Origin of the sequence: Aquimarina sp. AU119 (assembly GCF_900312735.1) — a bacterium.
Classification (GTDB): domain Bacteria; phylum Bacteroidota; class Bacteroidia; order Flavobacteriales; family Flavobacteriaceae; genus Aquimarina; species Aquimarina algiphila.
In genome coordinates, this window is the sequence record NZ_OMPF01000016.1 from 96982 (window position 1) to 123081 (window position 26100).

A 26100-nucleotide genomic window follows, 5' to 3' on the forward strand; every position below is an offset into this window, starting at 1 on the left:
TGAATTATGAAAAACATATCTAAAAACGTAATATATATTTGTTTTTGTTTCATTGCGATTTTGTCATGTACTACGAATGAATATGAAGAGCCCGGAGGTACTACAGCAGGTAGAGCTATTGGTATTAATAGCTTTGATAGAGGTCGTACAGGAGAAACCATAGATGTTCGTGTAAATACAAGTATTGTGGATTTCACAGATCTATCACCACTTTCTAGTGGTAGAACCTGGAACATTTCTGGAGGTGCAGTAGATATTATAGGGCAAGATAATAATACTTCTACAACTCTAGAAAAATTTAGCCTTGCTTTTCTAGAAGGAGGAACTACTGTAGAAGTAGTCTTAACACCAAAATTTGAAAAATCAGTTCCAGGACCGGCAGCAATAGAAACATACACATTTAATGTTCTTGACCAGATCACTGCTAGTTTTACTACTGATATTCCAGAAGTTGATGGCACCTTCCAATTAGAAGCTGGGAGTTTAGCCAATTTTACAAACACCAGTAGTGAATTAGAGAGTGCTGAGTGGGTTATTTTTAATAACACTACTAATACTATCAAAGGAGATACTATTAAAACTATTAATGTCGAAAATGAAAGATTTACTTCTTTGGGTTCTTATACTGCAAGACTTAAAGCTTTTGATGAAGAGCCTTTTTCGCAGGACTTTGCATCACTCGATTTTGAAGTAGTCCCTTCTTCACAGCCTCTTTTATTAGAAACCGATCTACAAGAAAATGAAGCCGGTGAAATTACATTACGTTTTTCTAGAGATTTAGATCCGTCATCATTAGATCCTATATCCAGTTATACACTTATAGTAGATGGTACTCCTGCTACAATTAGTTCAGCGGTAATAGATCCAAATAATGCAGCAAACATTATTGTTACTCCAACCTTAAATATTAAAAACACTCAAGTTGCGACGTTAGCATATACTGCAAATAATTTAACATCTTCAGATCTTGCTCCGGCACCATCTTTACCGGCAACAGTAATTGAAACTTTTAGTGCTAATCTTTTTGTAAACACCGATCCTACCTTTGAGGATAATTCGTTTTGGGGACCTTTCCCAACACCAGCTGGTCTTGTAGTACAAGCTGTTAGTCCTGCAGGCAATGGTAGTAATTTTGCCATAGGCGTAACTACCCCGACTGCTGTTGCTACAGGCGATACCCGTTTTGAACTTTTCTCACCAGCCAATTCGATTTCTGTCCCTGGTCCTGGAACTAGATTGAGTCTTCAATTTGATTATAATGTTCCGGCAGCGTGGACAGGTGCTGAGATGAACATAAGATTAACCGGCTCAGGTGTTGGATTTAATGACTTTAGAGCGTTCATTGGCCCAAATAATTTAACAAGAGATGGACAATGGCATACTTTTACAATACCTTTATTAGGTGCAGGTGGTACTGGGTTTGTAGGTCCAGATGATTTCTTAGGACGCTTACAATTCCAAATTATTACTGCGGCTGGTATTGATCCCGTAGAAATTCGTTTAGATAACTTTGTAATAAATAAAGTAGAAGAATAGTTTCTATTCAACATATAACTTTAATCTAATTTTAAATATGGTCGTTATTTCTTAGCGGCCATATTTTTTACCATAAATTACAAAAATTGAGAAGCTCAACATTTTTTTATTTATATCAAATCTAGATCATTTAAATTTATGTAAATTAAAGACTCTTAATTTACAACCTTTTTTATTTCATTATGTATAAATATATTTTCCTATTCTTCCTAATCATTGGTTGTTCTAAGTCAAAAACAGAAAATACCCCTACCTCCTCCTCTACTTTATTCACGTTACTTGATCAAAGTAAGACCAATATTACCTTTAACAACAGTATTTCTGAAGATTATAACAATTTTTTTGGTGTGTTCAACTATGCATATAACGGTGCAGGAGTTGCCATTGGGGATATTAATAATGATGGATTATCTGATATTTATTTTGTAGGAAATCAAGTTGAGGATAAACTATATCTAAATAAAGGTGATTTTACTTTCGAAGATATTACAATCAAGTCTGGTATTAAACAAAAAAAAGCATGGCATAACGGAGTCGTTATGGCAGATGTTAATGGAGATAATCTTTTGGATATCTATATCACTGTTGGCGGATGGAATGAAACCAAACAAAATCGAAAAAACCTACTGTATATAAATCAAGGTAATGCTACATTTAAAGAAGAAGCGCAATTTTATGGAATTGCAGATCATGGATTCTCTTTAATGGCTTCCTTTTTTGATATGGATAATGATAACGACCTAGATTTATATGTTACTAATAGACCTAATCAATTCTTTTTAGGAATAGAAGCAGTCGTAAAAGGTAAAAAACAAATACCAAATAATTATAGTGACAAACTTTATAAAAATGATAATGGAAAATTTATAGATGTTAGTAGTACAAATGGTATAACAAATACTTTAGGGTATGGTCTCGGAATAGTTACTAGCGATCTTGATAAAGATGGGCATACTGATATCTATGTTGGAAATGATTTTTTTGAAAATGACTATTATTTCAAAAACAAAGGTGTTGGTGTTTTTAATGAACAGATTGATCAATTTTCTAATCATATTTCTTACTTTACTATGGGAGTGGATGCTGTCGATGTAAATAATGATGGCTTTGAGGATCTTTTTTCATTAGATATGTATCCCAATGATTATGTTCGTGCTAAAACCACAATGGCTCCAATGGATGTCCAATCATACAATAAAATACTCAAACATGGATTCTATAATCAATACATGCACAATGTATTAAACTTAAATAATGGCAATGGTTTTTTTAGTGATGTAAGTCAACTTGCTGGTGTTAATAGTACAGATTGGAGTTGGGCATGTTTGGGAGCAGATTTTGATAACGATGGCGATAATGATATTTTTGTATCTAACGGATATAAAAGAGATTTATGGGATAGAGATGCTAATAACAAAAGAAATGAATACACTTCAAAACCTGTTGATAGAAATAAAACTCCCAACCAAATTATTAAAGAAGTAGTTAATTTATACCCATCGGTTAAACTTCGAAATTACATATTCGAAAACCAAGGTGATTTATCATTTACAAATAGAGCAACCGACTGGGGTTTAAAAGATTTAAGTTTCTCTAATGGCGCCGCATATGGAGACTTAGATAATGATGGAGATTTAGATTTAGTTGTTAATAACATAGATGATGAAGCATTTATCTATCAAAACACAACCGAAAACCTTACCAAAAATAATTTCCTGAAAGTAAAATTAAATGGACCAAAGTTAAATTCAAATGGTTTGGGTGCAAAAATTACTATTTTTCATCAAGATAGTATTCAATTTAAAGATTTTAAAACCGTAAGAGGATATTTATCTTCTGTAGCTCCTATAGTACATTTCGGATTGGGTCAAATAAAAACTATTGATTCTTTATCTGTAGTTTGGACGGATGGAAAACAAAATATTTTAAGAGATATCAATGTAAATCAACAAATAGTAATTAAGTATAAAAATGCTATTCATACTGCGATTAAGGAAGAAAAAAACAAATCTCAGTTATTAACAGATATAACTAATGAAATTTTTAAATCTCCTTTACATCATATAGAAAATGAATATGATGATTATAAAAATCAAATTTTGTTGCCCCATAAACTTTCTACTTTAGGACCTGCCCTTGCCATAGGTGATATCAACAATGATGGGCTAGAAGATTTTTTTCTAGGCGGAAGTAAAGGTTATTCTTCTCAAATCTATCTTCAAACAAAGGATAGCAAATTTATAATAAAAGAGCAACCTGAGTTAGTGAACGATCAGGAACAAGAAGATGTTTTTGCTTCCTTTTTTGATGTCGATAACGATAACGATTTGGATTTATATGTAGTTAGTGGTGGTAATGAATTCGAGTCTGAAAATAAATTTTACAACGATCGTTTATACTTAAACAATGGTTCTGGCAATTTTACAAAGTCATCTAGTTTACCTCAAATAAACACTAGTGGTTCTTGTTTGGTTCCTATAGATTTTGATAATGATGGAGATCTGGATTTATTCATAGGAAGTCGACACACACCAAGAAAGTATCCTAAACCTTCATCAAGTTTTATCTTGGAAAACAGAAATGGAAAATTTATCGACGTAACAAACACTATTGCTCCAGAATTAAAAGATTTAGGTATGGTTACTTCTGCAATTAGTAGTAATATAGATACTGATCAAGATAAAGAATTATTAATTGTTGGAGAATGGATGAAAATACATGTCTTCAAATGGAAAAACGGAAAGTACAATGATATCACAGATGATTTGGGACTTGCAAAAACACACGGATGGTGGAATCGTATCGAAGCTAATGATATTGATAATGATGGAGACATGGATTTTGTAGTCGGTAATCTGGGGTTAAACTATAAATTTAAGGCCTCAACAGAAAAGCCTTTCTATATATTTGCTAGCGACTATGACCAAAATGGAACTCAAGATGTTTTTCTTGCCAAAAAACTGGATGATAAACTAGTACCTATTAGAGGAAAACAATGTTCTACAGAACAACTTCCTGGTTTAGAAAAAAAGTTTCAATCCTATAAAGAATTTGCAAATGCAGGATTATTTGACATCATAGGCAAAGACCAAGAATCTGCTTTAAAATATCAAGCGGAAATATTTGCAAGTATTTTCCTAATAAATGACAATGGCAAATTCATAATTAAAGAGCTACCGACACAAGCACAATTCTCTGTTATTAACGGGATTATTATTGATGATTTTAATCAAGATGGTATAAAAGATATGTTGCTTGGGGGAAATCGTTTTGAAGTTGAAATAGAAACTACCAGATCAGATGCATCTATTGGACTTGTCCTTTTAGGTACTAAAACAGGAAAATTTAAAGCTCAAAGCTATCATCAAAGTGGTCTTTTTATTCCTTATAATGTTAAAAACATTAAAAAAATTAAATTATCAAATAATAAAAATGGAGTTCTTGTTGCATCTAATAATAGTCATCTAAAATGCTATATCGTCAATTAATCTTCAAACCAATATCTGTTATGATACACCTCTGATTTTTGTATAAAAAATACAGGAACAACATACCAAGCATTAAAAAGAAAAAATAGCATAGATGGTTAAAAAACATTTGTTCTACAAAAACAAACATCTGTAATTTAGAAATTCTTAAAATAATTGCAGATTTATGATATAATTAAAAACTGACTACGCACATCTTATGAGATCAAACCTACCTACTCTTTTTAAAACTATTTTATTTGTAACCATCTCTTTAGTTTTTTATAACTGTAATACTGATACCAAAGAAAAACCAATACAAATAGAAAAAGCACCTAGTAAAGAATCATCTACACCACCAAAATATAAATGGCAAGATATTACGTTATCAAATGAAGAACGTGCGGATGCATTAATTAGCGAACTTACTTTAGAAGAAAAAGCTTCTCAGATGTTAGACGTTTGCCCTGCTATTGAGCGTTTAGATATTCCAGAATACAATTGGTGGAATGAAGCTTTACATGGTGTGGCTCGAAATGGTAGAGCTACCGTTTTTCCTCAAGCAATTGCTTTTGGAGCTACATTTGATGAAAATTTAATACAACGAGTGGGAAATGCTATCTCTGATGAAGCGAGAGCAAAATATAATGAAGCTATTAAAATTGGAAACCGAAGTAGATATGCTGGGTTAACATTTTGGTCTCCTAATGTTAATATTTTTAGAGATCCAAGATGGGGACGTGGACAAGAAACCTATGGAGAAGACCCTTTCTTAACAAGTCGAATAGGTGTCTCTTTTGTAAAAGGTCTACAAGGGGATCATCCAAAATACATGAAAGCAGCAGCTTGCGCCAAACACTACGCAGTTCATTCTGGCCCAGAAGAATTAAGACATGAATTTGATGCAGTAGTTTCAAAAAAAGATCTTTTTGAAACATATTTACCAGCGTTTAAGGCACTAGTTCAAGAAGCAAAGGTCGAAGGTGTGATGGGCGCTTATAATAGAACAAATGGAGAACCATGTTCTGGTAGCCCTTACCTGTTACAAGATATATTGAGAAAAGACTGGGGTTTTAATGGATATATAGTATCTGATTGTTGGGCAATAGCCGATTTTCATACCTATCATAAAGTAACCAATACCCAAGAAGAATCAACCGCACTTGCGCTTAAAAGTGGTACTAATATAAACTGCGGAAACGTATATTCTAATATAAAAAGTACTTTAAATCAAGGGTTAATTACTGAAGAATTATTAAATCAAAGACTCAAAGAAAATTTATTAACTCGTTTTAAACTTGGGCTCTTTGATCCCATTGGTTCAAACCTCTACGATACTATAAAAGCAGATGTTATTGATTCTGATAAGCACAGAAAAATAGCACTTGAAACTGCTCAGAAATCTATTGTTTTACTTAAGAATAAAAACAATGTACTTCCTATAAAAAAAGATATTCGAACAGCATATATAGTTGGTCCTAATGCTTCTAATGAAGAAGTACTACTTGGTAATTATTATGGTGTAACAAGTAGTACACAAACTATCTTGGATGGTATCGTAGGAAAAGTTAGTCCGGGAACAAGTATCAACTATAAATCTGGTGTTTTACCATTTAGAGATAATGTAAACCCTATTGACTGGTCTACTGGGGAAGCAAAAAAGGCTGATGTTTGTATTGCTGTTATGGGAATATCTGCTCTATTAGAAGGCGAAGAAGGTGAAGCTTTGGCCTCTTCTGAAAAAGGTGACAGAACTAGCTTAAAATTACCTCAAAATCAAATCGATTATATCAAAAAATTAAAAAAGGATAGTGACAATCCATTAATTCTGGTTTTAACTGGAGGTAGTCCTATTGCAATTCCAGAAATTCATGATTTAGCAGATGCTATTCTTTTTGTTTGGTATCCTGGTGAAGAAGGTGGTAATGCTGTTGCAGATGTCTTATTCGGTGATGTTGTTCCTTCAGGAAAACTTCCAATTACTTTTCCTAAATCAGTAGATCAATTGCCTCCATATGAAAATTATGATATGAAAGGTAGAACTTATAAATACATGATTCAAGAGCCATTGTATCCATTTGGTTTTGGATTATCATATACTCAATTTCAATATAAGAATTTAGCTATAGATGATCAATTTAATGTATCAGCACAAATAAGCAATACAGGAAATATCGAAGCCGAAGAAGTCGTTCAATTATACATAAGCTCTCCTCTTGCTGGTAAAGGAGATCCCATTTATGACCTAAAGTCATTTAAAAGAGAAAAACTTAAACCTGGTGAAACAAAAAATATAACTTTTAAACTAAATATAGATAATTTCAATCAATTTGATGAAAATGGCAAGGAAATTTTAAGAGATGGAAATTATACAATCTATGTTGGTGGAACGCTACCTTCTCAACGAAGTCAGGATCTAGGTGCTACACCTGTAATTACAAAAGAAATAAATATTAAAAAATAGCTGACTGGAGGTATGTTTTATACCTAAAGTTAATTTTAAACCTGGAAATTAAAAATTAAAATTCCGAAATAAAATCAGACGTAAGCATTAAGTATTAAATGTTATATTAATAAATAATCTTTTTAATCAATAAGAAATTTACAAGGGATATTATGAATAAATGATTATTCTGAAATAGATAATTTATTTTATTTTTTGAATGAGACTCTATTTTTCTTTTTTTCAATAAAAATGAGCCAAAAGACATCCTATGCTAAACGAAATGTTTGAAAAATATTTAACGAATTAATGTATTTATTACATTTATTACAATAATACACCCAAACCAATGTAATATTCTATTTAACAAATACTTAACCGATAAATTTTTGTTATATTGTAAGTATTAAAACATAAGTTAAATACAATTTATTTTAAAATCTGCAGATCAAAAAAAGCTTCTGATGCATAGAAGCGATAATTAATTTTTTAAACCAAATTTTTAATAGTTTTCACAATTTATTTGTGTTAACAGAAGATCTATTGCTTTATACGAAAACGTTTTCGTTAAGAAACATTTGTCTTAATTAATCAACATAGTAATGAATTATAAAAATGCATATCAATTTAGAATTATGTTTTGAAGCATTACAATCAAAACATAATATCATTATGCCTTAACTAAACTATAATTTAAACACAAACAAAATGAAACAACTAAACACAAAAACACTTATTGGAATTCTATTTTTCTTAATATCTCCTTTATTAACATTTGCGCAACCACCCGGCAGTGGCTGGGGCAACCCCGTATTTCAAGATGATTTTAACGGAAATTCTTTAAACTCAAGTAAGTGGAGAGTAAAGAACAACGGCGGTAATGGAACAGGCGAAGGACAGTTTAAAGCCAATATGGTAAGTGTAGCTAATGGTATTTTGACTATTAAAAACGACCTTGTCAGCGAAGGAACAGCTGGAAGAAGAGGAGGATGGGTAGATTCCAAAATAAAGTTTGGAAACGGTGGGGCTTTTCCGAAATATGGATATTTTGAGGCTGATATAAGAATAAATCGCCAAGGTATTAATTTTAACTGGATAGGCGGAAAAATCTGGCCAACATGGTGGCTTTGGGAAGGTGGACAAAGCAATTATATACCTACCGAGTTTGATATCATGGAATATAGTAGATGGACCAATTTTAAAGCAAATGGTAATGCAACCAGCTCACATCACTACAGAAACAAAGCTGCTATTGGACCTGGTGGTGCTAAAAAATTCGCTATTACCGACAAAAATTCACCCAGAGATGAATTTAATTGGCACAGGTGGGGTTTACTTTGGACTCCTACTAAAATTACATGGTACTACGATGGCGTACCTTTTGGCTCTTCGGATCGTCCAGCGGATGCAGCTCAAGAAACTGTACCTTTAAAATTGATTTTTTCTTCAAGTCCACACGTGGTAACTCATCCTGATACTCCGCCCAGATTTGCACCAAAAGTATCTGACATTCTTCCTTCTTTTCAAGTTAGGTCAGTAAGAGTTTGGCAAGGTGGTAATCCTGGCAGTAGTGGTGGAGGAAATAATGGTGGAGGTAATGGAACTATTGTTAAAATTCCGGGAACACTTGAAGGTGAAAATTACAAAACTTTATCTACTGGAGTAAGAGTGGTAAATATTCCAAATAATAAAAAAGCGCTTGGATATATTAAAAATAATTCATGGTCTGAGCACTATATTGATGTCCCAGCTCCAGGAACCTATGCTATAGACGTATATGCATCTTCTGGGGGTAGCGGAGGCACTATAGATTTTACTATTAATGGAAATGCATTAGGAAAATTAGATGTTCCAAAAACCAATAACTGGAATGACTACAAAAAAGTTTCAACAGGAAATATTTTTATTAATGCAGGAATAAAAACAGTTCGCCTTGTTTACAAAGGTGCTGGTCCATATTTATTTAATATCGACGGATTTGTATTCAGGAATACTTCTTCGAGCAGAAGTGCATTTATTGGTCCGTTAAAAGAACCAACGGTTAATCAAATAGAAATTTATCCAAATCCATCAAAAGGAAATTTCAACATTGATTTTAACCAAAAAATTAGTTATGTCACTGCAATATTAACGGATGTTAGTGGAAGAATTGTATATCGAGAAGTCTTAGAAAATACAACAAGTCAATCTATAAATATACAAGAATTACCACGTGGTATGTATATACTTAATTTGCAAGGAAAAGATATAAACTTACAAGACAAACTAGTGATCGAATAAAAGCGATCTCATTAATGATTTATATACTAAAAAAAACATCCCTGAATTATTAGATTCAAGGGGTGTTTTTTCAATAATAGTATTAAAAACAGACCCGAATTGGTAGCTGTATTAGAATAGACATATCATCAATAAATAACAAATATTGAAAAGGATATTAAAGCAATAAAGTAACTAACTTAAACGATGACCAACAATTGAAAAATAATAGAGCTCAAACATTCAAAGCTTACCTAAAAGTATTTATATGCTCAACCATAAAGGAAAAAGAATTAACGAACAATTAAAACTCGTTAAAGAATAATCAAATTCGGTTTCCCCAACCACTGCAAAACACCTTTGTAAATGTATACCCCATACAGAGGTGTTTTTTATATACAAAAATGAAGTGGAGGTTATTTTAGCTTTAAAATTCTATATTTTATTCACTTCTCAAATACATATGTTATATAAATGCAAACATCTGTCACCAGGAAGTTTCTATCTAAATCAGAATTTAGCAAAAAAAGAATGTAAGTATAGAACTTATATCTTTAAACAAATAGCCTAGAAATCTTTACTGTTATGAAGAAATATACTTTCTTATTTTATTTTTGCTTTATCTGTATATATACATTTGGCCAAAATCCTCTTGTTACACATATGTATACAGCAGACCCTACTGCCCGTGTATTCGATGACAAACTATATATATATCCATCTCATGATATCGTGCCAAAACCTGGAGGAAAGGCTCCGAAGTTTTGTATGCCTGATTATCATATTTTCTCTCTTGAAAACGGATCTACCTGGAAAGACCACGGTAGAATACTTGATCAAAACGAAGTACCTTGGGGTAAAAAAGATGCATATGGGATGTGGGCTCCTGATTGTATAAAAAAGGGAGATACTTATTACTACTATTATCCTGCTCCTCCCGAAGATGGATCTTTTTTTAGACGAATTGGAGTAGGTACTTCAAAAAGTCCTACAGGACCATTTAAATGGGAAGAAAACTATATTGCTGGTGTTAAGGGTATTGATCCTGGTTTACTTTTGGACGATAATGGTAAAGCTTATTTATATTATGGTGGCGGAGATGATATCTATGTCGTTCAACTAAAAGATAATATGAAAGAAATAACAGGAAAACCTATTAAAGTAGAAGGTTTACCTTCTAGTTACAAAGAAGGATCATTTCCTTTTAAACATAATGGGGTTTATTACTATACATTTGCCCATGTTTTTCCTGAAGAAGGATATACCATTGGTTATGCAACTAGTGATAGTCCATTGGGCCCTTTTACTTATAAAGGAAAAATAATGGATAACATAGGAAACGGAACAAATCATCACTCCATAGTAAAATATAAAGGAAAATGGATTTTATTTTATCACTGGTGGGAAATTAGCGGATATAGCAGGCTTCGTTCTATGCGAGCGGATTATATGGAATTTAAAGAAGATGGGACTATCAAAAAAGTAAAACCGACCTTAAGAGGAATTGCAAAACCAACTGTAGGAGATACTATTCAGATTGATCGATATAATGAAATCAGAGAAGCCAAAACTGCCTTTGTAGGTGGCAATGAACCTAAAGGTTGGATGGTTTGTGATACAAGAATGATGGGGTATGTAAAATTTAATGATGTCGACTTTGGCAAAGGTACAGCCAAAAGTATTGCTGCACGCTTTTCGTGTGGACAAAGAAATGGTAGTTTTGAAGTTAGATTAGACAACCCTAAAGGTAAACTCATAGCCGATTTTCCTCTACATTTCACTGGAGGATGGAATACCTGGGAAACCATGGAAGCAAAAATCAAAGAAAAGGTAACAGGTGTTCATAATATCGTTGTTGTCTTTAAATCATTATGGGGAGCAGATAAAATTGCAAATCTTAATTGGTTAATTTTAAAAGATTAAACAAACATCTTATTTAATGATTTATATAAACAAAAAAATCCTGAATCAGTCTTCAGGATTTTTTTGCCCACAATACTTTTTAATAATAATAGTCCCAAAAATCATATTTCTCTCCATAAATATTTTCTTTCTTATCTCCTAATTCGATAGCTTTATCTTTCATTTCCCTTTTCATCTGAAGAAGCAACTCTTTATACTTAGATTGAAATGATAAATCTATAGTCTCCCAAGGATCTTTTTTTACATTAAAAAGTTGTGTCACTCTAGAACCAGATTCAAATTCTCCTTTTCTCTTATTAAAATCTTTTGCGCGAACATATTCAATCAATTTATATTCTCCTTTTCTATATGCTCTTTGAAATTGTTTATAAGCGTGATAAGTAGTTTTTCTATGCTCTGTCGTTTCCTGTTTTATAACTGGTAATAAACTCTTGCCAGTTACAGAATTAGGTATAGCTACATTTGTAATTTCACAAATAGTAGGAAAAATATCATGAATATAGTTATATGTTTCTATCTTTTTTCCTTTATTTTTTATTACTCCACCAGCTAAAATAAAAGGGACATGTACTCCATCCTCATCATAAATATTCTGCTTTCCTATCAAACCATGATTTCCCACAGCTAAACCGCTATCTCCTGCTAAAACAATAAGTGTATTTTTATAATCACCGCTTTCCTTTAAGGCTTCAATCACTTTCCCAATCTGAGTATCTAAATGGGTGATTATCGCATAATAATCTGCAAGATGCTGCTGTGCTACTATTTTAGTTCTAGGCCATGGAGCTAATTCCTCATCCCGTAACACCATATGACCATTGTCAAACGGGTGTTGCATCATATACGATGGTGGTAACTTTATATTTTCTGTTTGATACTTATTTCTATACACTTCTGGTGCCTGACGAGGATCATGAGGAGCATGAAAAGCCAAATACATAAAAAAAGGTTGTTTTTTATCGTAGTTGGCGATAAATTCTGAAGCGCTTTCTGCAAAAATTTCGGATGTATGAGGCCCATTATTCTCTGTTCCTATAGGACCTCTTTTATCTTTTGTATTTAGGGCTCTGCGAACTAATTTACCTTTGTTATTATAAGTTAATAAATAAGCATCATCTTTTTTATATTCTCCCCTTTTATCCCAATCCCATAACGGCATTCTAAAATGATCTGTAAGATAAACTCCTCTCCCCATAATTCTATCTCCAGAATCAAATGATCGACTTAGGGACTTGTTATCCTGATGCCATTTTCCGACAATATGTGTATAATACCCTGCTTTTTTAAATGTTTCTCCGATGGTAATGTGTTCTTTTGGAATAACATGCCCCTGCCCTTCTAAATCAAACAAATTTCTTCCTGATAATAACATAGCTCTACTAGGTATACAAGTTGCACCAGAAAATGCTCCCATTAAATAGGTATTGGAAAATGAAACACCTTCATTTACAAGATTATCCATATGAGGAGTTTCTACTTGCTGATTGCCTAAAGCATGGATTCCTGTGTATCGATGATCATCTGTATAAATGACTAAAACATTAGGCTGGTTAGTATTACTTTTTTGTGCTTTTACAGATGGGAACGATAATAATAAAAAAATCATTATTACTAAATCTGTAATTTTATATTGTAAGTTCATTTTACTGCTTTTTCACATTTTCTACACCGTCATTTATGCTATATATCACATCATCAAAAATTATAGATGCTCTTTCATCTGTATTTTCTAAATTAAAATTCATGCCAGACATTTGGATATTCTTTATATGTCGACCAAAAAGACCATATGCGGGTAATGCCTCAAAAAAACTGAATTCTGGATATTTATCAATTTGCTCACTTACCTCCTTCAATTCTGAAATTTTCCCTTTTCCAGGAAGTGTAATATCAACATTTTGAAGTTTTATTTTTCCTATTCTATGATTGGGAGTTCCCGTCATAAAAATACCACTAGGAGGAGACACTCTTGATTTTTCTATATCTCTGGTTGTTGCTATTATATTTTTAATATTAATATTATCAATAGAACCTACTTTTTGTTTTTCTGCATCTCTATAGGTTCGTAAACGTTCCCCCAAACGAATAAAAATTGGCATATCTACTTGGTTCATTGTTATATTTTGAATATCAATATCGTGTATATTACCGCCGTCAACACTTAATATTTTTATACCTCCTCCTTTTGTATCTTCTATTCTACAATCTGAAATATGGATATCATAAAAATCTCCCATTGATTCTGTTCCAAATTTTAAAGCACCCCATTCACTTTTTAAAGTACAGTTTTGTACTTTGATATCATATGTTGGTAGCGGACTGGTTGTCTTAAAACAAATAGCATCATCTCCTGTGTCAATTCTACAGTTTTTAATAACCGCATTAAAGCTGGAATCCAAATCTATACCATCATTGTTATGATTTGCATGACTATAAATACTTATATTATCAACATCTATTGCGTTAGATTGATAAAAATGACATGTCCAGGCAGCAGGCTGTCGTAATTCTATGTCTTTAATTTTGATATTTGATGATTTAACAAATCGCAATAAGAAAGGACGATTGGTGCCAAATTTTTTATTGTTAGAAGTAATGCCCAAAATTTTCTTTTTTGCTAAAATGTTCTCATATGTAAAAGCAGTTCCATTTCCATCTATAATCCCTTTACCCACAATCCCAATATTAGAAGCCTCTATACTGCCAATAAGACAATTTCCTCGTTCTTGTCCTGTTGCATCAACGAATGTGTCTATACTTTGATAATCATATGGATTAGAGCTACCAACTAGTTTAGCATCTTCACTAATATGAAGTGTTACGTTATCTTTTAGCAAAATTGTTCCGCTTATGTAAATACCTTTTTTAAATATTACAATCCCTCCTCCTTTTTGACTGCAATCATCAATAGCCTTTTGAATTTCCAATGTATTCATGTGTAGACTATCCCCTTTTGCTCCATAATCAGTAACATCAAATTGACCAGATTTTGTAGAACAAGATATCATTGCAAAAGCTACTATAAATACTAAAAAAATGATCTTTTTATTCATCAATTTATTTTATTTTTAGAATAGTATTCTATTAATTCCTTCAGAATTATATCATAAACAAGTATATAAAATCAGTAATACCATTTTTCAATTTATATGGTATCCTATCGTTTTAGTTCTATACTTTGAGTTCTATTATTTCTTCTTTACAATTTGTTTTTCTGAAATAGGTTTCCCATCAGTAAATACATTACTAATTTCACCATTAACAACATCATCAAAAACAATTGGAGGTCTTTTATCACTATCCTTTATTTTTAAATGAACATTATCAATATGTAGTCCTTTGATATGTCTTGCATAAATACCATATGATGGTAATGTCCCTACTAAATGAAACTCTGGCCACCAACCATCAAGAACATCCAAAGTATACTCTTTGATATTTGCTTTTTGAGCATCTTGAAGCGTGCCTCCTCCAGCAATTGTCATTTGTATATCTTCTAATAGAACATTTTCAATATAATGTCCTGTTATACCAGTAATAAATATCGCAGAATTCTTATCTAATTCGGTATTATCCACTACCATACCTCTAAATATAAAATCATGCATAGATTTCGTAGGGTACATTTCTTCTGGTGCATCTACACATGCTTTTTGTTGCGCAAAAGTCATAAAAATGGGGCGTGGCACATTTTTCATGACTAAGTTAGAGAATACCATATTTTTCATTTCTCCACCTTCATTCATCTGAATCTTTAATCCTGAATCATCTATATTACTAAATGTACAATTGCTTACCGTCACAGACTCAAAATTTCCCCTAGAAAGAAGGCCTATTCGCATACCTGCCCACTTACTTTCGAATGTACAGTTAGTAACCACTATATTTTTACAAGGAATGTTAGGTTGAGAGGCTTGTAAACAAATAGAGTCATCACTAGTATTAAAAGAACTATTAGCAACACGAACATTAGAACATCCATCAAAATCAAGCCCATCTCCATTATGGTTAACACGGCTATGAATCCTGATACCATCTACAGTGATTTCATTACAATACAAAAATGCAGAAGTCCATGCAGCTGGATTAATAATTGTTATATCTCTTACATGAATATCATTACTATTCATAAACCTAATAAGCATCGGCCTTCCGGTTTTATTTGTAAAGTTTTTTGGATAACCATTACCATCAATGGTTCCGTACCCTTCAATGGCAATAGATTTTGCTTCATTAGCAAAAATCAAACAACGATCCATGTGAGGTTCGTTCTTATACATATTCTTATGTGTTTTATCAGAATAATCCTCTATATCCGGGCTTCCCAATAACACTGCTCCGTTTTCAACATAAAGGGTAACAAAATCTTTTAGAAAAATAGTTCCTATAACTACTGTTTTGCCTGCCGGAATTACAACTTTACCTCCTCCATTTTTTGTTGCTGCATCTATTGCTGATTGTACCGCTTGAGTATCTTTTTGTATACCATTTCCTTTTGCTCCAAAATCTAATACATTATATTCTTTTGCATTGATTTGTAAACAAAAACTTAATAATAAAAAAGTTATAATTAGTTTCATTCTATACTTTTTAGTGAGGTTTTTTAGCCTCCAATTTACTATCTTCTGTATATCTTAAAACGTTAGGAATTCCAGTTCCCCGAGCTTTTGTAATTTCAGTCTTCCAGGCTAATTTTAACTCTTGTAAAACGGAAGCATATTTATCTTGATCGATTAAATTATGAAGTTCTTCAGGGTCATTTTTAAGATGGTATAATTCTTCATAAACCGGTTCTTCTCCTTGAAGGGGTGACTCAATAAAACTTTGATACATAGCTATATCACTATCATGCACTGAGTACAACATTTTATTAACATTGATTCCTAGTTGATTAGCTGTTTCTATCTTTTTCAATGCTGAGAAATTAGTATTCTCATAATATCGAATATATTTCCATTCTTTATTTTGTACAGCCTCACAGCGAGGGTTACCAAATTGAGTTGACCATAAGTTTTCTGTAAAAACATATGATCTTACACTATCATTCCCACCATTAATCAATGGTAAAATATCTTTACCTTGAAATGTTTCAGGAATCTTAATTCCTGCCATTTTTAACATTGTTGGAGCTATATCAATACTTTGAACCAATGCATTACTTGTAATTCCTCTAGTTTTTTTATGATAAAAAGGATGCATGATAATTAATGGAACATGTGTTGTTTTTTCATAACATAATGCCTTTCCTCCAATACCTTGTTCTCCCATAAACAATCCATGATCTGAAGTAAAAATAAGTACTGTATTTTTATCCAGTTTTAGATCTTTAAGTCTTTTTCTTAAATCTCCAATGAGATTGTCAATCCCTGTCATTGCTTGTAATTGACGTATGTATCTCTCTTTTACTCCCTCTGGAGTTTCTACATAATTATATCCTATCTGTCTGTTTTCTACCTTAAATAAATCTGAGGGTAGCTTCGGAGTTTTTATATCACTTTTTGCTATGTAATTCTTAGGTAAAGGAATGGTTAAATCTCTATATAAAGTTTTATACATTTCATTATCAGTTGCCTTCAATTTCATTGTACTAGTACTTGCCCCATGAGGTAGATTAAAATTAACGGAAAGCAAAAACGGCTTATTTTTTGGTCTGTTTTTCAAAAAATGAACAGCTCCTTTTAATCTTTGCTCATTAGTATCCAAAAAATCTTCAACGCCTTCATTAATAATTTCTATTTGGGTATCACTAACTGCATCATTAAAAATTTCATGTCGATCTTTTGGATAAAATGATAAGTGACCGTGACCTGCATACCAGTAATCAAAACTTTTTTCCATTAAACCACTTTCATACCCTCCTTTTCCGATCGGTGCATGGTTTTTTCCTATCCAACCTGTATAATATCCCGAATTTCTCATAATTACTGGATATGATTTTTCCCAAGCCTTATTAGAAACACTAGTCCCCGAATTAAAATTTACAGCATGTTTACGTTCAAATTGACTTAATAAAATAGAAACTCTACTTGGTGTACAGATAGCACTGGTAATATGTGCATTCTCAAATAACACCCCTTCTTTAGCTAATTTGTCTAAATTAGGGGTTTTCACTATGGTGTTACCTGTGCACCCCATATAGCCATAAGGCTGATCATCTGTAAGAATAAAAATAAAATTGGGCTTTTCCTGAGCAATGCTATAACCAAACGTGATAACATAAATTAACCCAAAAATTGCTGATTTTAGTTTTACACATAGCTGCCGCATCTTTTACTATTTTGTTTTCACAATTATCGTTTCTGATTTTAAGCCTTCTGAAGAGGCTGTAATTTTAATTTCTCCAGCATCATTTTTTGACTTTACAACCAATAAACATAATCCATTAAAGGCTTTTCTATGATTTGCTTGAAATGAAGTTATTGCAGTTTGATCACCGTTATCTACAGCTGCAAGGGTTCCCTCTCCTGTAACTTCAAAATTCACATCATTTGCTGCTATTGGGCATAAATTTCCTGATACATCTTCTATCTTTACTGTAATAAAAGATAGATCGTTTCCATCTGCTTTAATCTCTGTTCTATCTGCTATTAAATGTATTTTTGCAGGTGATTCTGCTGTTTTAATCTCTTTTTCAGCAACTGCTTTTCCATTTTTATACCCTATTACTTTTATACTTCCTGGCTGATAAGGTACATCCCAGGAAAGGCGATATTTTGAGGTATACATTCCTTTTTCAAAATCATGAAACTCTGCAGGAACTTTTGTTGTATCCACCCCTTTTACTTTCTTACCTAACGATTTTCCATTTACAATTAATTCAACTTCGTCACAGTTGGTATAAGCATATACTGGTATAACATCTCCTTCTTTACCTTCCCAATTCCAGTGTGGCAGAACATGCACCATAGGTTCTGTAGTCCATTGGCTTTGATATAAGAAGTATCTATCTTTTGGGAAACCACATAAATCTACAGGAGCAAAATAAGAAGATCGTGAAGGCCAATCCAGTGTCCAACGTCCATTCGTACTATTATCTTTTCCTGCATATGGCGTTGGCTCTCCTATATAATCAAAACCTGTCCAAATGAACTCTCCCAAAGAGAATGGGTTTTTCTCCTGAGCATCAAATTCTGCATCAGGAAGATATGCCCATGGCGGCCCTACAACTCCATCATAACTAGATACATGGTTTGTTTCTTTTTGTACTGCAGCTTCGATTGGAAAATGATACACTCCTCTGCTACTTGTCTGCGAAGACGTTTCAGAACCATACAGAATCATATTTGGATTTTGTTCTTTTATTTCGGTATAGCTCAAAGGCCAATAATTCATTCCAACAATATCAACTTGATATGCTAGTTTATTAACAAAAGGCGCAGGATAATAATTGAATCCGATAGTCGTAGGCCTTGTATTATCTTCATCATGACAAATGTCATTGAGGTGTTTTGTTAATTTCCATCCATCCTCTTTACTCTGCTCTAATATTTCATTTCCAATACTCCACATAATGACAGAAGGATGATTACGATCTCTTTGTATCATATCTCGTAAATCTTTCTCATGCCATTGGTCAAAATATTTATTGTATCCATTGGGCACTTTACCCATTTTCCACTCATCAAAAGCTTCTACAATTACAACAATTCCTAATCGATCACAAACCTGTAATAATTCAGGCGAAGGTGGGTTATGACTTGTTCTTAATGCATTCACTCCCATGCTTTGCATAATTTGCATCTGTCTTTCTTTGGCTCTATAATTAATAGCTGTCCCTAAAGCTCCTTGATCATGATGCATACAGACACCATTAAGCTCTACTTGTTTTCCATTTAGGATAAATCCTTTATTAGCATCAAAATCTATCGTTCTAACTCCAAATTCGCTATCATAACTATCCACTATATTTCCGTCGATAAGTACATTACTACTTGCTGTATATAAAACAGGAGTTTTAATATCCCATCTTTTAGGTTTAGCAATCTTAATAGTTTGAGTTATATCTTTTTCAGCAGATTTTTGGATTACTACAGATGATGAATTTGAACCCACCACTGTTCCTTTTTCATCTTTAAGAATAGTTTCCAGAACAATATCTGATGAAGACATATTTGCATTCTTAATCGTCGTTTTGATGCTAACTGTAGCTTGTTCATCAGTAACTTCTGGAGTTGTTATATACGTCCCCCACTGCGGAACATGTACTAAACTATTTATTTTTAAACGTACATTTCTATAGATTCCTGCACCTGGATACCATCGTGCAGCCAAATCTTCTGGTGATAATTGTACTGCGATAACATTATCTTCACCAAATTTGATATGTGGAGTTAAATCAAATTCGAATCCAATATAGCCATAAGGTCTTTCTCCTATATAAGTTCCATTAAGCCATACTTTAGCATTGTTCATAGCACCATCAAACTCTATAGATATTCGTTTGCTACTATATTTCTTATCAACTGTAAAATGTTTTCTGTACCAAGCTTCTCCATATACAGGTAAACCTCCTGTTCTCAAATCACTTCCTTTTTTGAATGGCCCTTCTATTGCCCAATCATGAGGTAAATTCAATTTTCTCCAACTAGAATCGTCTAAAGAAACGTTTTGTCCATTATCAACCGTATCCTTTAAAAAAAGCCAATCTGAGTTAAAGTTTTGATCTGAAACTGACAGTTCTTTTGACGTTTTATCTTTGGTACAAGATGCAAATAAACATCCTATAGTAAGAATTATAATTAACATCGATGATTTAAAAGTATTCATAGGTAACATTTTAATCTTATTATAAATTGTAGGAAATCAAAACTTCATTATCCCTAGTATTCAATAACTTAAAAAAATAAAAACTAACTTTTTTTATTCTTTATTTTTTCTAATTCACTTTTAAGTTCTGCTACTTTTTCCGGATATTGAGTAGCTAGATTGTTTTTTTCTGAAGGATCTTCTTCAAGGTTATATAACTGAGGTGAATACATATGCCCTCCTTCAATGTTTTTAACTTTTTCTATAAAGTCTGGTATTGTTTTTTCTTCAGGAAACGGATCAATATACTTCCAATTGCCTTTTCTTAGGGATAAAGTGTATGACTCTTCTAACAAATACTCTCTTCCTTCTTTTTCTTGAGATGATAATAAAACAGGGAGTATATTTTGGCTATCTATTGCTGCGTTATCAGTAATAGGTTGTTTAATCAAATCAGCTAAAGATGCATATAGATCAACCTGACTCCATAGTGCATTACTTATTCCCGGCATAATTTTTCCTTTCCAAAACGCAAGGGTTGGCATTCTTGTTCCTGCTTCATAAGCACTATATTTACCTCCTCTATAAATCCCAGAAGGTTTATGATTTCCAAGTTTTTCTTCTGCCAAATCTTCATATCCATCATTTAAGACCGGACCATTGTCACTAGTAAATATCACTAGAGTATTTTCCAGCAGATTTAATTTTTCCAGTGCATTCATTACTTCTCCTGTCATCCAGTCCATTTGTACAATTGCATCTCCTCTAGGTCCCATAGTACTCTTACCCTGAAATTTTTTATTGGGTAACCTTGGTACGTGAATATCATGAAAAGAAAAGAATAAAAAGAAAGGATCTGATTTAGCTCCTTCTATAAAACTAATTGCTTTATCCGTTAATACATCAGGAAAATCCTCATCTGTCCACAATGCTGGTGTTCCTCCATCCATAAAACCAATTCTACTTATTCCATTTACAATTGTACCACTATGCTGCACATCGGCTTTTTGTCTCAATAATTCTGGATTATTGATACCATCTGGCATATCTCCAAACTTAGAGACGTAACTAACTTTTATCGGGTCATTCTCATCCGAATTATTAACCACTTTGTGATTCTCTACATATACCGAAGGCACTCTATCTCCTGTAGACGGAATTAAAAAACTATAATCAAACCCTATTTCTAAAGGGCCTGGTTTAATTTCCTTATTCCAATCTACATTACCATCTCCCAGTCCTAAATGCCACTTACCAACAACACCTGTTTTATACCCTCCTTTTTTAAGCATATCAGGCAATGTTTCTATATTCTTATCAATAATTAGTGGAGCATCTCCTTTTAAAACAGCTGCATTATTTCTAAATGCATAATTCCCGGTTAATAAAGAATATCGTGAAGGTGTACAAGTTGCAGAACTACTATGAGCATCAGTAAATTTAATTCCTTCATGCGCTAATCTATCAACATTTGGAGTTTCTACACCGACGGCGCCATAAGACCCTAAATCGCCATATCCCAGATCATCTACATAAAAAACAACAATATTAGGCTTTGATGGTTTTTCCTGGATCTTTTTTGCTTTTGTTTCATTTGAATTACAAGAAAACAACATTGCACATACTCCTAAAAAAAATAGTTTGGTTTTATGCCTCATAATATATTTATAAAGAGATATTATTAGTAATTACAAATATTCAAAATATCGGTCAGAATCCTAAATTTCAATCTACACCTATTGGTTAAAACAAGATAATAAATGGTTTATTGACTTTAATTAATACATCATAAAGCTCTTTACATTTTTGTCTTCCTGCAACAACACTTTTACAAACTACATGATATCTCACTATAGAGGTTCTACTCTTAAAATAAAAACATATGTACTATACTATAAGACAATAGTAGTTAAAGAGAGGCATTCATTTTTATAAATTGATTTCTAAAATAAATAGTACTCACAAATGAAACTAAAAGCCTTTTATTTCTCTTTTTTGATGATATGTACTACAACAATATCATTCGCTCAGGATTTGACAATTCCTCCAAAAAACTATGTAGATTCTGTAAAAATAGAAAACACAGTAGAGCGCTTAAACAATAACTATCCCCTTTCAGATCAGGCAAATACTAAAAACTGGAGGTTACAAAAAAAGTATTCTGATGAGTTTGATCAATCTAAACTAAATGAAAAAATTTGGCACCCTAATAACCCAGGTTGGAAAGGACGCCAACCCACATATTTTCATGGTTCAAATGTTTCTCTAGAAAATGAAGAACTGGTTATTCGTGTCAATAAACATAAAGATGAAAAATTACCTGAAGGATATACGCATAGTACAGGTTTTATTAAAAGTAAAAACAAGTTTTTATATGGATACTTCGAGGCCGAATGTAAATTAATGGATGCTCCGTGGGTATCTGGCTTTTGGATGACTAATGTAGGTAAAGACTGGTGGACCGAAATAGATATTTGCGAAAATGCACCTGGCCTTGAATATAACCGACATGATTTAAATTCTAATATTCATGTTTTTAAATCTCCAAAAGATAAAGGTGATGTAAAAAAACATTTTTCGAGAACCAAGAAATTTTACTTCCCAAAAGAGCTACAAAATGACTATCACGTATGGGGACTAGAATGGACCAAAGATTATATACGATTCTATATTGATGGTATCTTGTTTAGAGAAGCAAAAAACACACATTGGCATCAACCTCTGGAAGTTAATTTTAACTGTGAATCCAATAAATGGTTTGGAGCTTTACCAGATGACAATCGACTTGATGGTGAATTTCATGTAAAATATTTTAGAACATGGAAAAGAAAATAAGTATCCATATTTTAAAAACCATTGTACTCTTTTTGTCTATATCAGTGACCTCTGCCATTGCTCAAAATAATGAGTTACCAGAAGGGTATCCGATCACAGACAGAACTAAAACAAATTTGAATGTTGGATGGAAATTTCACTTAGGAGAAGTATCCGGAACACCAGAAGCTATAGATTTTGACGATTCTAAATGGGAAAAAGTTTCTGTCCCACACACCCTGCAGTTGGTATCATATGAAATGGATAGTATCGGAGAAAGTTGGGTTCAAAAAAAGTATTTAAGGGATTTTGGTTGGTATAGAAAAACGATTGTTGTAAAAGCAAAACCTTCAGAAAAAGTATTTCTTGAATTTGAAGGAGTCCATAATGTAACCGAACTTTGGGTAAATGGCAAGAAAGTAGGTACTCATGAAATTAATGGGTATATCCCTTTTCATTTTGATATTTCCAATTATGTAAAATTTAATCAGGCAAACCTTATTGTAGTAAAAGCAGACAATCGATTTAATGAAACAATTTCTCCAGATCCACACAGAAGTGATTATGTAAAATTTGGAGGCTTATATCGAGATGTATACCTAGTTACTACAAATAAACTGCATGTATCATATAATTGGGAAAAATTTGATGCTGGTGTACATATTACTACACCCACAGTAAATAAAAGAAATGGTACTGTATCAATTAAAACTACGGTTACTAATGAAAATTCTACCCCCAAAAAATGTAAAATAGAAACCCGTATTATCAATGCAAAGGGATATGTTCTAAAAAAAATAACCCAAAGTATAAATATAGCTCCTAATTCTGATTATACATTTAGACAAACCTCTGGGTTAGAAGATGAAGATTTTCGTCTATGGTCTCCAGATACACCTTACCTATACAGAGTAAATTCTGTGATTTACGATGAGGAAAAGGCTGTTGATTTTGTAGAAAACAGTTTTGGATTCAGAACATTTAAACTTGTAAAAGGAAAAGGATTTGTTTTAAATGGCGAACCTATTTTTCTTATTGGGGTAAATCGGCATCAAAATTACCCAAATATAGGCGATGCCGTGCCTAATTCATTTCATTACAATGAAGCTTTACAATACAAGAAAGCAGGAATGAATATTATAAGATTATCACATTATACTCAAGATGATGCTTTTATAAAAGCTTGTGACGAATTAGGGATGTTAGTATATGAAGAACCTCCGACATGGATCGAATGGGGAGACGATGTCTGGTTTTCAAAATTAGAATCAGCAACCCGAACGATGATTAGGAATCATAGAAACCATCCATCAATTATATTTTGGGGAGCCGGTATTAATCATAGAGGACCTGTACCCAGAATGCAGTATGTCGCTAAAGAAGAAGACCCATTTAGACTTACCGCCTCAGCATCAAGCCCTTGGAATGGCATTCTTAATGCCGGAATTACAGATGTATATGCCACAATGGATTATAGAAGAACAGAATTTACAGAAAGTGATTTTGAAATGGTTATGGAACATGGTAGTTCTCCAAATGCCGAAGTAAATCAGTTTCATATCTCCCGTTATAAAGGAAGCAAACAAAATATTGCCGCTATTGCATGGTTAGGTGCTGATTATAATCACTTATTACCAAATGATGATCGATGGACTCGTGATTATATGACTAACTATGCGGTTCTAAGTTCTTATAGAGTTCCTAAACCTGTATATTATTGGTACCAATCAGAGCTGATTAAAAGCCCAATAGTACATATTGCAGATGAAACTGCTTCAAAAAATGGAAAAGTTAGAGTCTATAGCAATTGCCAAGAAGTAGCTCTATATCATAATGGAAAATTAATCGGGATACAAAAACCCGATAATGATATTACCAAAGTAAATTTAGATCACCCTTCATACACATTTCTTTTTAACTGGAAAGAAGGCACTCTAAGAGCTGAAGGGTTAAACAACGGACAAAAAATCACAGAACATATTCGTAAAAAAGAAGGCAAACCTCATCATATCGAAGTAAATTATAATATTAATGATCAACCTTTTTACGCAGGTGGTTCTGATATACGGTTGGCACATGCATATGTAGTTGATAAAAATGGTGAAGTCGTTACTTCTGCAACTCACAATATTCAATTCACTATTTCTGGAGATGGTAATATTATTGATAATGGAAAGATTAATGCAAATCCAGCACGTTTGTATAATGGAGTAGCTTCTATATATATAAAAGCAAATGACACTCCTGGAAGTATTACAGTAACCGCTAAATCAAAAGGATTACAAAATGGAAGTGCAACAATTTCTACTTCAAAATTTAATCCCAATGAAATACAGAAAAATGCCAAACCAATTTTTGATTATCCCATCGTAAAGGCTGATATAGGAGGAGAAAAACAATTAGTACAGCATGAATGGCTTCCCTGGACAGGTAAATCAGATAAAGATATTATATTTAAGAGTAAACTTTATGGAGAATTAGAAATAAAAGTAAACTCAAATGATAGTATAAAATGGCATGGAAACAGTTCAGTTTCTGGTGAACTTGGATTTATAGCATCAGATGGTTTGTATACTAAAGATGAAAAACTCATTTTAGAAATATCAAACCTAAAGAAGGGAAACTATTGTATTGAAACGTATCATCATGCTGCTAAAAAGAATACAAAAATTACAAACGAAATTGAAGTAGTTATTACAGATGCTAATGGTAAAATGATAAAAAAAGCGGATGATCATATCGTAGCGTATTACAATAATGAAACCACAGGAGAACGCAAACCTCTTTTTATTAGATCTAATATATCTTCTGATGGAAAGACACCAATTAATCTGGAATTTAAAAATTTAAAAAAAGATCGAGATTTATGGCTAAATGGACTTGTATTAAAACAAAGGTCTAATTAATTCTTCT

General features: G+C 32.5%; 13 protein-coding genes. 7 read left to right on the forward strand and 6 right to left on the reverse strand.

All coding sequences use genetic code 11. The features are described 5' to 3' along the window. Positions 1 to 6: 6 nt before the first annotated feature. The 5 genes from DK442_RS15315 to DK442_RS15335 all read left to right on the forward strand — a co-directional run bounded on the left by DK442_RS15315 (position 7) and on the right by DK442_RS15335 (position 11628). A complete protein-coding gene (locus tag DK442_RS15315; protein ID WP_160114207.1) occupies positions 7 to 1536 on the forward strand; it encodes a glycan-binding surface protein in 1530 nt (509 codons plus the stop codon). 182 nt (positions 1537 to 1718) lie between these two features. Continuing rightward, positions 1719 to 5024: a VCBS repeat-containing protein gene (locus DK442_RS15320; protein ID WP_109436771.1), complete on the forward strand. Its 3306-nt coding sequence runs from the start codon at positions 1719 to 1721 to the stop codon at positions 5022 to 5024. A gap of 199 nt (positions 5025 to 5223) precedes the next feature. Beyond that, positions 5224 to 7467 (forward strand): glycoside hydrolase family 3 C-terminal domain-containing protein, encoded by a 2244-nt coding sequence (locus tag DK442_RS15325; protein WP_109436772.1) that lies wholly within the window; start codon positions 5224 to 5226, stop codon positions 7465 to 7467. 687 nt (positions 7468 to 8154) lie between these two features. Continuing rightward, a complete protein-coding gene (locus DK442_RS15330; RefSeq protein WP_109436773.1) occupies positions 8155 to 9726 on the forward strand; it encodes a carbohydrate-binding protein in 1572 nt (523 codons plus the stop codon). Between the two features lie 564 nt (positions 9727 to 10290). After that, on the forward strand, positions 10291 to 11628 hold the full coding sequence (locus DK442_RS15335) for a family 43 glycosylhydrolase (RefSeq protein WP_109436774.1): 1338 nt from the start codon (positions 10291 to 10293) through the stop codon (positions 11626 to 11628). A gap of 79 nt (positions 11629 to 11707) precedes the next feature. On the opposite strand, the gene DK442_RS15340 is transcribed toward DK442_RS15335, so the two are convergent. The 6 genes from DK442_RS15340 to DK442_RS15365 all read right to left on the reverse strand — a co-directional run bounded on the left by DK442_RS15340 (position 11708) and on the right by DK442_RS15365 (position 22031). Further along, complete coding sequence (locus DK442_RS15340) at positions 11708 to 13270, reverse strand: sulfatase-like hydrolase/transferase (protein ID WP_109436775.1); 1563 nt, start codon at positions 13268 to 13270, stop codon at positions 11708 to 11710. Position 13271: 1 nt separating this feature from the next. Further along, entirely contained in the window at positions 13272 to 14681 is a 1410-nt protein-coding gene (locus DK442_RS15345; RefSeq protein WP_109436776.1) for a glycoside hydrolase family 28 protein, read from the reverse strand. Between the two features lie 135 nt (positions 14682 to 14816). After that, positions 14817 to 16208 (reverse strand): glycoside hydrolase family 28 protein, encoded by a 1392-nt coding sequence (locus tag DK442_RS15350; protein ID WP_109436777.1) that lies wholly within the window; start codon positions 16206 to 16208, stop codon positions 14817 to 14819. Positions 16209 to 16218: 10 nt separating this feature from the next. Then, the gene (locus DK442_RS15355) at positions 16219 to 17895 is read right to left on the reverse strand and encodes a sulfatase-like hydrolase/transferase (protein WP_109436778.1); all 1677 of its coding nucleotides are present in this window, start codon (positions 17893 to 17895) and stop codon (positions 16219 to 16221) included. 6 nt (positions 17896 to 17901) lie between these two features. Then, positions 17902 to 20394 (reverse strand): beta-galactosidase GalB, encoded by a 2493-nt coding sequence (galB, locus tag DK442_RS15360; RefSeq protein ID WP_109437009.1) that lies wholly within the window; start codon positions 20392 to 20394, stop codon positions 17902 to 17904. Positions 20395 to 20477: 83 nt separating this feature from the next. After that, positions 20478 to 22031, reverse strand: coding sequence for a sulfatase-like hydrolase/transferase (locus DK442_RS15365; protein ID WP_109436779.1), 1554 nt, complete (start codon positions 22029 to 22031; stop codon positions 20478 to 20480). A 307-nt stretch (positions 22032 to 22338) separates the two neighbouring features. Here DK442_RS15365 and DK442_RS15370 point away from each other — a divergent pair, with 307 nt between their 5' ends. Further along, on the forward strand, positions 22339 to 23208 hold the full coding sequence (locus DK442_RS15370) for a family 16 glycosylhydrolase (protein WP_109436780.1): 870 nt from the start codon (positions 22339 to 22341) through the stop codon (positions 23206 to 23208). Next, positions 23193 to 26093, forward strand: coding sequence for a glycoside hydrolase family 2 TIM barrel-domain containing protein (locus tag DK442_RS15375; RefSeq protein WP_109436781.1), 2901 nt, complete (start codon positions 23193 to 23195; stop codon positions 26091 to 26093). Before DK442_RS15370 ends, DK442_RS15375 begins: the two co-directional genes overlap by 16 nt. The last annotated feature ends 7 nt before the right edge of the window (positions 26094 to 26100 follow it).